Raw genomic sequence first — 11,452 nt, 5'->3', positions numbered from 1 at the left:
ATAACCATGCACCAGATGCCAAACCCTCCGCTTCGCTGCGGTCTTATCACCGGTGATGGCGGGCGATAGGTCTTCATTCCCGCTGATGGCTCTTCACAAACTCCCTGGACTCCCGAACGGCGGTCAGGGCCTGTTTTTTCATGGTTTCGAGTTCGCCGTCGGCGAGGTAGAACATCATATCGATGCTGTGGCGGTAATATTTGGCTGGTAGCCGATTCAGCGCCACACACATCACGTCGGTCAGGTAATCCTGGCTGTCACCATCCCCTCTTGTTTCATCAATGGCTTCCGCAACCAGCGGCTCGTAAAAGTTATCGATGGCATCTCTCAGGGACATCGCCTTGCTCCTGCTTGTGATGGGTACCTGTCTACACCATAGAACCCTACCCTGAAATTGTCATGACCGGATTGAGCAGTTTCGCCAATTCGATTGGCAGTGCTCGTCATTACGCTTACCCGTCAGGACCCGCTATGGTTAACCTTCGCGATGCTATTACTGAGTCAACGACCAACAGAGGACAGGAAATGACCACCGAAGCCTATATCTTCGATGCGGTTCGTACGCCCCGGGGGCGCGGCAAGAAAGACGGTGCCCTGCACAGCGTTAAACCCATTACCCTGCTGACCACCGTTCTCAAGGCGCTACAGGAGAGAAACAGCCTGGACACCGCCCAGGTGGACGACATCGTTATGGGCTGCGTGACCGCGGTTGGCGACCAGGGTGCGGATATTGCCAAAACCGCCGCCCTGGCCGCGGACTGGGACGAAGTTGTAGCCGGTGTCACCCTGAACCGATTCTGTGCATCCGGCCTTGAGGCCGTCAACCTGGCGGCGATGAAGGTTCGTTCCGGGTGGGAAGACCTGGTGGTTGCCGGCGGTGTTGAAGGCATGTCTCGCGTTCCCATGGGTTCCGATGGCGGTGCCTGGGCCACGGACCCGGCCACCAACCTGCACACTGGCTTCATGCCACAGGGCATCGGCGCGGACCTGATTGCAACACTGGAAGGCTTTAGCCGGGAGGATGTAGACGGGTTTGCGGTGAAGTCACAACAAAAGGCCGCCAACGCCTGGGAAAAAGGCTATTTTTCAAAGTCCATCGTTCCGGTTACCGACCAGAATGGCGTGATGATCCTGGATCGTGACGAGCATGTACGCGGCAACACCACGGTGGAATCCCTGTCCAGCCTCAAGCCCTCGTTCCAGATGATGGGTGAAATGGGCTTCGACGGCGTCGCCCGGGAAAAATACCACTACGTGGAGAAAATCAATCACGTACATCATGCCGGCAACTCCTCCGGCATTGTGGATGGCGCCACGGCGCTCCTTATTGGCAGCGAAGCCAAGGGCAAGGCCATGGGGCTCAAACCCCGAGCACGTATCCTGGCCACAGCGGTCACCAGCACCGACCCCACTATCATGCTGACCGGCCCTGCCCCGGCGGCTCGCAAGGCGCTGGAAAAAGCTGGCATGACAGTCGACCAGATCGACTTGTTCGAAGTAAACGAAGCGTTTGCCTCCGTGGTGATGCGCTTCCAGAAGGAGTTGTCGGTTCCGGACGAAAAAGTGAACGTGAACGGCGGTGCTATCGCCATGGGCCACCCACTGGGGGCCACTGGCGCTATGATCCTGGGCACCCTGCTCGACGAACTGGAGCGGAGAGAACTGCGCTACGGCCTGGCCACCCTGTGTGTGGGTGGTGGAATGGGTATTGCCACCATCATTGAGCGCGTCTGAGCCGACGACTGATTCTGAGAGGAGAACCAACTATGAGCGCCATTCACTACGACCTGGGTTCAGACCAGATCCTGACCCTGACCATCGACATGCCCGGCCAGTCCGCCAACACCATGAACGCCGATTTTCGAGCGGCACTGACGGAGACAGTGGGCAAGGTTAAAAGCGATCTCGACAATATCCGCGGCATTATTGTCACCTCCGCCAAGAAAACCTTCTTTGCCGGCGGTGACCTGAAAGAGCTGTACAAAGTAACCCGGGAAGACGCCGGTGCCTTTGAAGACATGGTCAACGGCATGAAAGCCGAGATGCGCGTCCTCGAAACCAGCGGCAAACCCATCGTGGCAGCCATCAATGGCTCTGCCCTCGGTGGTGGTCTGGAAATCTGCCTGGCGTGCCATCACCGGGTTGTTCTGGACGAAGACAAGATTCAACTGGGCCTTCCGGAAGTCACCCTTGGACTGTTGCCCGGTGGCGGCGGCACTCAACGCCTGCCCCGTATGATCGGTTTGGAAGCGGCCTTCCCCTTCCTGATGGAAGGCAAAAAGGTAAACCCAAAAGCGGCGCTTAAGGCCGGCATTGTTAATGAACTGGCCTCGTCCACCGACGACATGATGGCCAAGGCACGGGCCTTTATCGACGCCAATCCAAAGAGCCAGCAGCCTTGGGACCAGAAAGGCTTCAAGTTTCCTGGCGGCGCGCCTCACCACCCCGCCATGGCCCAGAAACTGGCTATTGCGCCGGCAATGCTCAAGCAGAAAACCAAAGGCTGCTACCCCGCCCCGGAGCGTATCCTGTCCGCCGCCGTGGAAGGTGCCCAAGTGGACTTCGACAATGGCAGCCTGATCGAAACCCGCTATTTCGCGGAACTGGTTATTGGTCAGGTCGCCAAGAACATGACCGGCACTTTCTGGTTTCAGCTTAACGCGGTCAACGCCGGCGAAAGCCGCCCGCAGGGTGTTGAGAAGGAAACCTTCCGCAAAGTGGGCGTCCTTGGCGCCGGCATGATGGGCGCGGGCATCGCCTACTCCACCGCAACCCGAGGCCTGGATGTGGTCCTCAAGGACGTTTCCACGGAAAACGCGGAAAAAGGCAAGGCCTATTCCGAGAAACTGCTGGCGAAAAAAGTCAGCCGTGGGCGCATGACGGAAGAACAGAAAGCCGAGATATTGAACCGCATTAAGGCCACTGGTTCCGCGGACGACCTGGAAGGATGCGATCTGGTCATCGAGGCCGTTTTTGAAGACAGCAACCTGAAAGCAAAAGTCACCCAGGAAGCGGAAGCGAAACTGGCCGGGAACGGTCTCTTTGCGTCCAACACCTCCACCATTCCCATTACCCAATTGGCCAAGGCCTCGGCTCGGCCCGAAAAATTCATTGGGCTGCACTTCTTTTCGCCGGTGGACAAGATGCAACTGGTGGAAATCATCGTGGGTGAGAAAACATCTGACGACACCCTCGCCCGCGCCTTTGATTACGTCCAGCAGATCGGCAAGATCCCCATTGTGGTCAACGACAGCCGCGGGTTCTTCACCTCACGGGTGTTTGGCACCTTCGTCAATGAAGGCATCGCCATGCTGGGTGAAGGTATCCATCCGTCCAGCATCGAAAACGCAGGCGTATTGGCCGGCATGCCGGTCGGCCCGCTGGCGATTTCTGATGAAGTCAGCATGACCCTTATGCAACATATCCGCGACCAGAGCAAAAAAGACACGGAAGCGGCCGGTCAAACCTGGAACGCGCACCCGGCGGAAGCCGTCATCGACCAGATGGTCGGCAGCCACGACCGCAAGGGCAAGGCCGCCGGTGCCGGCTTCTACGAGTATCCGCAATCCGGGAAAAAGCACCTCTGGCCGGAACTGGACACACTGTTTGTCGATCGGGAAAAAGCCCGGAACACGGACCTCCAGGAGCTGAAAGACCGCATCCTGTTCATCCAGGCCATCGAAACCGTACGCTGCCTGGAAGAAGGCGTACTCCGGACCGTTGAAGACGCCAACATCGGCAGTATATTCGGTATTGGCTTTGCCCCCTGGACCGGCGGTGCCATCCAGTTCATCAACCAATACGGTGTCAGAGCCTTTGCAGAACGGGCAAAAGTCCTGGCCAAGCGCTTTGGTGAGCGATTCAACCCACCCCGTCTGTTGCTGGACAAGGCAGAACGCAACGCGGTCTTCGAGTAATCAACCCCTTCCCTTGCCGGAGCTGCACCTGCGCGCTCCGGCAAGGGGGTCACCAAAGGTTTCTCGCTGGCTTTCCGCCGGCCCCCGCGTTCACAAATCTGACGACTTCATGGACAGATTGTCACGTATCGAAACTTCCCCACTATGGCAACCGGTTCTGTGCTTGCCTACAATAAAACCATGAGCCAATCCAGCGATACCCAAAAAGCGCTTAATCAACTGCCAGCGGCCGCTCATCATGGGTCCCTCTCCGCAGCGCAGGGTATCGTCCACACCGTCAGGTAACAAAGCTTATGAGCATCGCGGAACGATTTGTCACCCGTTACAGCACGACCATGGGTGGAGTCATGCCCGGCAAAAAAACCTTTGCCCTGGCTCTCACGCTCGCACTCGCTGTGCCTGTATCGGCCAATCTGGATACCGACAAGGTCTACCAGCCGGTGTCTCCAACGGTGGAGCAGGCTCGCGCCAACATATTGATTGCCCGCCAATTGCAGTTCACCCACTTCCGCGATTTGAGCATTAACGACTCGCTGTCTGGGGATGTGTTTGACGCTTATCTTGACTACCTGGATGGCCAGCGCGTCTACCTGACACAGAAAGACATCGACAAGCTCAGTGCGATTCGGCTTGGGCTCGGATCGGCGCTCAAAACCGGTCAACTGCAACCGGGTTTTGATATCTACAACCTGGTTCAGCAACGCATCATTGAACGCCTCGAGTTCGCTCTCGACCTGATCGACAACGGCATCGACAAGCTCGACTTCAGTGCCGACGAACGCATCCTGCTGGACCGCTCCGACGCCGATTGGGCCGCCGACAGGGAAGCACTGGACGACCTGTGGGTAAAAAGGATCAAGAACGCCGTCCTGGCACAACGCCTCAACGATTCCGATGACGAATCCATCAAGGAGGCTCTGCAGCGGCGCTATGAAGGCCAGTTGAAGCGCGCCTACCAGGCACGTAGCGAGGACGCGTTCCAGGCTTACATGAACGCCTTCGCGGGCATGTGGGACCCGCATACCTCCTACTTTTCACCGCGCACGTCCGAGAATTTCAATATCAACATGAGCCTGTCCCTCGAGGGCATCGGCGCAGTGCTGCAATCAGACAACGAATACACCAAGGTGGTTCGCCTGGTACCGGGTGGGCCTGCCTCAAAGCAAGGCCAGCTTGAGCCGGCAGACCGTATCGTGTCGGTCAAACAGAACGACGAGGAAAAGCCCGTCAACGTCATCGGCTGGCGCCTCGACGAGGTTGTGGATCTGATTCGCGGCCCCCGCGAATCCACGGTGACCCTGGAAGTCATCCCCGCCGATGCCCCGGATGAAACCGTCACTGAAACCATCGCCATTGAGCGGGACAAAGTGAAGCTGGAGGAACAAAGCGCCAGCAAGGAAGTCATCGAGTTCGAACGCGGCAATACCACTTACAGCATCGGCGTCATTAACATTCCCACCTTCTACGCCGACTTCAAGGCGATGCAGGATGGCGATCCCAACTACAAAAGCACCACCCGGGATGTTCGCAAACTGATCGACGAGTTGAAGGCAGATGGCGTCGATGGCGTGGTGATGGACCTCCGCAATAACGGCGGCGGCGCACTTCATGAAGCCAACGACCTGGTCGGCCTGTTCATCGAGGAAGGCCCAACGGTACAGATTCGCAACTCCAACAACGACGTACAGGTACTCAACGACGAGGACCCATCCGTTGCCTATGACGGGCCGCTGGTGGTGCTGGTCAACCGAATGAGTGCCTCCGCCTCGGAGATTTTTGCCGGTGCCATCCAGGATTACGGCCGGGGCCTTGTGGTTGGCTCCCAGACCTTCGGAAAAGGCACGGTACAGGCTGTTCGGCCGCTGAATCACGGCCAGCTGAAAATCACCCAGAGCAAGTTCTACCGCGTGTCCGGCGGCTCGACCCAGCACAAAGGCGTGATTCCGGACATAGAAATTCCGTCGCGCGTGGACAAGACCCGTATCGGCGAGGATGCGCTGGACCACGCCCTGCCCTGGGACCAGATTGAAGCCGTGCCACATGCGCGCTACTTCGACTTCAGCGGTGTTATCGATGAACTCCGGAAGCGCCACGATACCCGGTTTGAGGAAAACCCGGAGTTCAGCTTGCTGCAGAAGGAAATCGAATTCCTGAAGCAACAACGCGAACAGGAATACGTCAGCCTGAACCTTGAAAAGCGCAAGGAATATCAGTCACAGATTGAGAGCACCCGGTTGACCATCGCCAACGCACGCCGCGCCATACACGGTGAAGAAGCCTTCGAAAGCCTGGACGCGCTGGACGACTGGCAGGACGAGCAGGCGGCGGAACCAGACGGCGCAGACGACGAACTGGATTTCATTATCCGCGAAGGCGGTAACATCATGGCGGATATGCTTGAGCTGGATCAGCGCATGGCGTCCATCCTGGCTCCCAAGCAGATCACCGCCCAGGCGAACACGCTGAGCGGCAAGTCAGGCCAGTAAAGGGTTTCAGCTAAACAATCCCGCCATACCGGTCAGGTTCGGGGTGCTGACCACACCCTTCTCAGTGACGATGACGTCGATCAGACTGGCCGGCGTCACATCGAACACCGGGTTAAACGCCTTCACGCCGGCGGGGGCGATCTGAACGCCCCGAACCTGCCTGAGCTCCTCCCCCTCGCGTTCTTCAATCGGGATGTCCTTCCCCGATGCGAGGGCCATATCCACCGTACTGGACGGTGCCACCACCATAAAACCGACTTTATGATGCCGGGCCAGGACCGCCAGGCTATAGGTGCCAATCTTGTTGGCCACATCACCGTTGGCCGTAATTCGGTCCGCGCCGACAATCACCCAACGCACATGACCCGCCGCTAGTATCGACGCCGCCGCCCCATCTGCGTTGAGCGTCACCGGAATTCCATCCCTTGCCAGTTCCCAGGCGGTCAATCGGCTACCCTGAAGCCAAGGCCGGGTCTCATCGGCAAACACATCCTTCAACAGCTTTTTCTCATGCAGACGCCGGATCACTCCCAGCGCTGTGCCGTAGCCGCCGGTGGCAAGCGCCCCGGTATTGCAGTGGGTCAGAACCGAAAACGGTTTGCTGGCATCCATGTGGGCCAGTGCATAATCCGCCATTGCCAGATTGGCAGACAGGTCGTCCTTATGGATTTGAACCGCCGTTTCGGAGAGGCGCTTTACCGCCTCCTCCAGGGAGTGACATTCTGAGAACACCTGCTCCATTTTCTGCAGCGCCCAGAACAGGTTCACCGCCGTTGGCCGGGAGGCCGCCAGTTCGCGAATGGCCTGCTTGATCTCCGCTTTCCAGTCACCGCCACCAGCGTGCCGGGCTGCAAGAGCAACACCGTACGCGGCGCTGATTCCGATCGCCGGCGCCCCACGCACCACCATATTGCGGATACTCTGAGCCACCCCGGCGGAGCCCTCCAGCGTAATCCAGTGTTCCTGGTCCGGCAGCAGCCGCTGATCCAGCAATTCAAGACTTCCGCCATGCCAGCGAATGGCTACGGTGCCGATAGCACGGTCACCAGATGAAACAGGGGCGCGACTCATTCATTAACTCCTGAGGGTTACAAAACGGCAGTATACCTGTGTTAATACGGTAAACTCAGCCCCCAGGGTAGTTCTCAACCGGGCCGGTCGCTATACTTTCGGGCTACATTTCAAGACAGCGTGGCTCCGTTCCAGGCTGCACGCACAAAGGTAGGGTTAATGACGGCAGACACCATTACCGCAGCGGACATTCGCATCAACGCACGCTGGCTGATTCCCATCGAGCCCGCCGATGTGGTTCTGGAACATCAGGCGGTTCTCGTCCAGGGTGACAGGATTGCCGCCATCGTATCGCAGGACGAAGCGGATGCCCGCTTCCGTGCCAAGGAAGTGATCGACCTTCCCAGCCATGTGGTGCTGCCCGGCCTCATCAATATGCACGGCCACGCCGCCATGTCACTGTTCCGTGGCTTGGCCGATGACCTACCCCTGATGACCTGGCTTAACGACCATATCTGGCCCGCCGAAGGCGCGTTTGTCAGCGAAGCATTCATTGCCGATGGCACCCAGCTTGCCATGGCGGAAATGCTGCGCACCGGCACCACCACGTTTTCCGATATGTACTTCTTTCCGGAAATCGTTGCCCAGCTTGCGCATGACGCCGGCATGCGCGCGCAGATCTGCTTTCCGCTGCTGGACTTCCCCACACCCTGGGGGAGCGGGCCGGATGAATACCTGTCCAAAGGCGAAGCGTTCATAAAACAGTGGCAGGACAACGCCTTCATCATGCCGGCCATTGGCCCCCATGCGCCCTACACCGTATCCGACGAGCCACTGAGAAAAGCCGTAGCGCTATCGGAGGCGACGGGTGCCCCGATCCAGATTCACCTGCATGAAACCGCCTTCGAAGTTGCGGACGCCATGGAAAAGTCCGGCAAGCGCCCTACTGCCCGCCTGGCGGAGCTGAAAGTACTCGGGACCAACACCCAGTGCGTGCACATGACGCAGATTGATGAGTCAGACATAGCGCTGCTCCAGGCGACCGGTGCCCACGTTATCCACTGCCCGGAATCCAACCTGAAACTGGCCAGCGGCCTGAGCCCGGTGCAAACATTCCGCAAGGCCGGCGTCAATGTCGCCATTGGCACGGATGGCGCGGCCAGTAACAATGACCTGGACCTGTTCGGCGAGCTTAACACCGCCGCCATGCTGGCCAAGGTGGTCGCAGACGACGCCTCGGCACTGTCCGCCCACGAGGCACTGGCTATGGCGACCATCCAGGGCGCCAGAGCTCTTGGGCGCGATCATGAGCTGGGATCGTTGGCCGCTGGCAAACTGGCGGACATTATCGCCGTGGATCTCGGCGACCCGTTCCTGCAGCCAGTGTATGATCCCGCCTCCCATCTGGTTTACAGCAACCATGGCCGCCAGGTAAGCCATAGCTGGATCAACGGCGTACCCCAGGTGCAGGAAGGCAAACTCACCCGCATTGACGTCCCGGACCTGATGCTACGCGTCCAGGGCTGGGCCGACCGTATTCGCGAACAGCAAACCAGTTGACGCTCACTCTCTCAGCGACCAGGCAGAACGGCACATGAGTAACCACAACGTAGACCAGAACGAAATCGCCAAGTTCGAGGCACTGGCCAGCCGCTGGTGGGACCCCACCAGCGAATTCCGGCCTCTGCACGACATCAACCCCCTGCGACTCAACTACATCGATGAACGCGCGCCCCTGGCCGGTAAGCGCGCGCTGGATGTCGGTTGCGGTGGTGGCCTGCTCTCCGAGGGCATGGCATTGCGTGGCGCCCATGTCACCGGCATTGATATGGGAGAAGCACCGCTATCCGTCGCCAGACTCCATGGTATGGAAAGCGGCATTGAGGTGGACTACCGTCAGATCACTGTGGAAGAGCTGGCGCAAGACCCGGAACACGCGGGCCAATACGATGTGGTGACTTGCCTGGAGATGCTTGAGCATGTACCCGACCCGGCGTCGGTGATCAGCGCCTGCGCCACCATGCTCAAACCGGGCGGGCATCTGTTCGTGTCTACCATCAACCGCAATCCAAAATCGTTCCTGTTCGCCATCGTCGGCGCGGAATATATGCTCCGCCTGTTGCCCAAGGGCACCCATGAGTGGCGCAAGTTTATCCGGCCGTCCGAGATGTCCGACCATCTCCGCCACGCTGGCCTGGACATCCGCGACCTGACCGGCATGACCTATAATCCGATTACCAAAGCCTACCGCCTGGGGCGGGATGTGGACGTGAACTACATGATGCACGCCATGGACACACGAGAGGACGGTACGCCGTCGTGAACGCCACACCCCCAGAGTCAGCCATGCCAGCAACCCCGTCGACCGTCCTGTTTGACCTGGACGGTACGTTGATCGATACCGCACCGGACTTTATTCGTTGCCTGAATGAGCTGCGACTCTCTCACGGTTTACCAGGCCTGCCCGCACCGCATATCCGGCGCTCTGTCTCCAACGGGGCCCGGGCCATGATCAAGATTGGCTTCGGGCTCGACCCGGACCATCCCGACTACCTGGAAAAACACACCGCGTTTCTCGACCTTTACGAGGCCGGCGTCGCCGTGGAAACCACTCTGTTCGAGGGCATGGACAACGTGCTGAAAAGCCTCGAAGCACGGGGTATCCCCTGGGGCATTGTCACCAACAAGCCGGTTCGCTTCGCCGTTCCGCTGGTGGAAGCCCTGGGACTTGCAAACCGCTGTGCAGCAGTGGTCTGCCCCGACCATGTCACCCACCGCAAGCCGCATCCAGAAGCTCTGTTTCTTGCCTGCAAGGAAGTGGGCGTCGAACCGACAACGGGCGTATACGTGGGCGACCATGAGCGCGATATCGAGGCCGGGCGCAACGCCGGGATGACAACCATTGCGGTTCGGTACGGTTATATCGAGCAGCCGGAAACCGTTGACCTGTGGCAAGCCGACCTTATTGCGGACACCGTCAGCGACCTGGCAAAACTGTTACAATAGCGCCGATGGCAGCACTATTTCAGCATTTCCCAAATGGAGACTCAGAATGCAGGACTATCAAGCACCGGCCGACCTACTGAAAGAACGCATCATCATGGTGACCGGTGCCGGCAGCGGGATAGGAAGGGCTGCAGCAAAGGCCTATGCGGCTCACGGCGCTACCGTCATTCTCGTCGGCCGCACCGTCTCCAAACTGGAATCCGTCTACGATGAGATCGAAGCGGCCGGTCATCCCAAACCAGCCATCGTACCGCTGAATTTTGAAGGCGCCGCGGTGAAGGAGTATGAAGAGCTGGCCATGACCATTGAAGACAACTTCGACCGGATCGACGGGCTTCTCCACAACGCAGCCATTCTGGGCACTCGCAGCCCGATCGAACTGTACGATCCGGAAATCTGGAACAAGGTCATGCATGTCAATGCCACCGCGCCTTTCCTGCTGAGCCGGGCAATGATTCCGTTACTGCGCAAATCCGACGATGCGTCGGTGATTTTCACCGCCTCCGGCGTCGGACGCCGGGCCAAACCCTACTGGGGCGCCTACGCCGTTTCCAAATTCGCCATCGAAGGCCTGAGCCAGATGCTGGCAGAGGAGCTGGATGACGACCGCCACAACGTCCGCGTGAACAGTCTTAACCCCGGCGCCACCCGTACCAATATGAGAGCCACCGCGTACCCGGCTGAGAACCCGGACCAGAATCCAGCACCGGAGGAATTGATGCCGGTGTATCTGTACCTGATGGGTAAGGACAGCCACGACGTGAATGGCCAACAAATAGACGCACAGCCGAAATAATGGAACTGATTTTCTACACCACGTCCCAATGCCACTTGTGCGAACTGGCGGAAGCCCTATTGGTCAGAACGCCCATGCCGGAGCCGGTGCCCGTGGACGCCGTGGACATTGCCCAGTCCGAAAAACTGGTTGAACGCTATGGCACCCGGATTCCGGTGTTGCGCCGTAACGATACCGGTGAAGAACTGGACTGGCCGTTCACCAGTGACCAGTTAATGAATTTTCTTCGATGAGGA

General features: G+C 58.8%; 10 protein-coding genes. 8 read left to right on the top strand and 2 right to left on the bottom strand.

What is annotated here, in order from left to right; genetic code table 11:
- Positions 1 to 73: 73 nt before the first annotated feature.
- Complete coding sequence (locus tag B2590_RS10960; protein ID WP_273063215.1) at positions 74 to 337, bottom strand: late competence development ComFB family protein; 264 nt, start codon at positions 335 to 337, stop codon at positions 74 to 76.
- 188 nt (positions 338 to 525) lie between these two features.
- Here B2590_RS10960 and B2590_RS10955 point away from each other — a divergent pair, with 188 nt between their 5' ends.
- The 3 genes from B2590_RS10955 (at position 526) to B2590_RS10945 (ending at position 6,403) form a co-directional block, all read left to right on the top strand.
- On the top strand, positions 526 to 1,734 hold the full coding sequence (locus B2590_RS10955) for an acetyl-CoA C-acetyltransferase (RefSeq protein ID WP_075194607.1): 1,209 nt from the start codon (positions 526 to 528) through the stop codon (positions 1,732 to 1,734).
- A gap of 32 nt (positions 1,735 to 1,766) precedes the next feature.
- Positions 1,767 to 3,917, top strand: a complete 2,151-nt coding sequence (locus tag B2590_RS10950) for a 3-hydroxyacyl-CoA dehydrogenase NAD-binding domain-containing protein (RefSeq protein WP_075194584.1) — start codon at positions 1,767 to 1,769, stop codon at positions 3,915 to 3,917.
- A gap of 293 nt (positions 3,918 to 4,210) precedes the next feature.
- A complete protein-coding gene (locus B2590_RS10945) occupies positions 4,211 to 6,403 on the top strand; it encodes a carboxy terminal-processing peptidase (protein WP_177190614.1) in 2,193 nt (730 codons plus the stop codon).
- Positions 6,404 to 6,409: 6 nt separating this feature from the next.
- Here B2590_RS10945 and mtnA read toward each other — a convergent pair whose 3' ends face one another.
- Positions 6,410 to 7,474, bottom strand: a complete 1,065-nt coding sequence (mtnA, locus tag B2590_RS10940) for an S-methyl-5-thioribose-1-phosphate isomerase (protein ID WP_075194582.1) — start codon at positions 7,472 to 7,474, stop codon at positions 6,410 to 6,412.
- Positions 7,475 to 7,633: 159 nt separating this feature from the next.
- Here mtnA and B2590_RS10935 point away from each other — a divergent pair, with 159 nt between their 5' ends.
- The 5 genes from B2590_RS10935 to B2590_RS10915 are packed head-to-tail and all read left to right on the top strand — an operon-like array spanning position 7,634 to position 11,449.
- Positions 7,634 to 8,974, top strand: a complete 1,341-nt coding sequence (locus tag B2590_RS10935; protein ID WP_036206461.1) for a TRZ/ATZ family hydrolase — start codon at positions 7,634 to 7,636, stop codon at positions 8,972 to 8,974.
- Positions 8,975 to 9,008: 34 nt separating this feature from the next.
- Positions 9,009 to 9,737 carry a bifunctional 2-polyprenyl-6-hydroxyphenol methylase/3-demethylubiquinol 3-O-methyltransferase UbiG gene (gene ubiG / locus B2590_RS10930; RefSeq protein WP_041334640.1) on the top strand — a complete coding sequence of 243 codons (729 nt, stop codon included), beginning with the start codon at positions 9,009 to 9,011 and terminating at the stop codon, positions 9,735 to 9,737.
- 23 nt (positions 9,738 to 9,760) lie between these two features.
- Complete coding sequence (locus tag B2590_RS10925) at positions 9,761 to 10,420, top strand: HAD-IA family hydrolase (protein WP_041334637.1); 660 nt, start codon at positions 9,761 to 9,763, stop codon at positions 10,418 to 10,420.
- A gap of 46 nt (positions 10,421 to 10,466) precedes the next feature.
- Positions 10,467 to 11,216 (top strand): YciK family oxidoreductase, encoded by a 750-nt coding sequence (locus B2590_RS10920; protein WP_036206452.1) that lies wholly within the window; start codon positions 10,467 to 10,469, stop codon positions 11,214 to 11,216.
- A complete protein-coding gene (locus B2590_RS10915; protein ID WP_007151668.1) occupies positions 11,216 to 11,449 on the top strand; it encodes a glutaredoxin family protein in 234 nt (77 codons plus the stop codon). Before B2590_RS10920 ends, B2590_RS10915 begins: the two co-directional genes overlap by 1 nt.
- Positions 11,450 to 11,452 lie beyond the last annotated feature (3 nt).

Origin of the sequence: Marinobacter sp. UBA3604, from assembly GCF_002375325.1 — a bacterium.
GTDB lineage: Bacteria > Pseudomonadota > Gammaproteobacteria > Pseudomonadales > Oleiphilaceae > Marinobacter > Marinobacter salarius.
Note: the sequence above shows the minus strand (reverse complement) of the source record. Positions and strands in the feature narration are given on the sequence as shown.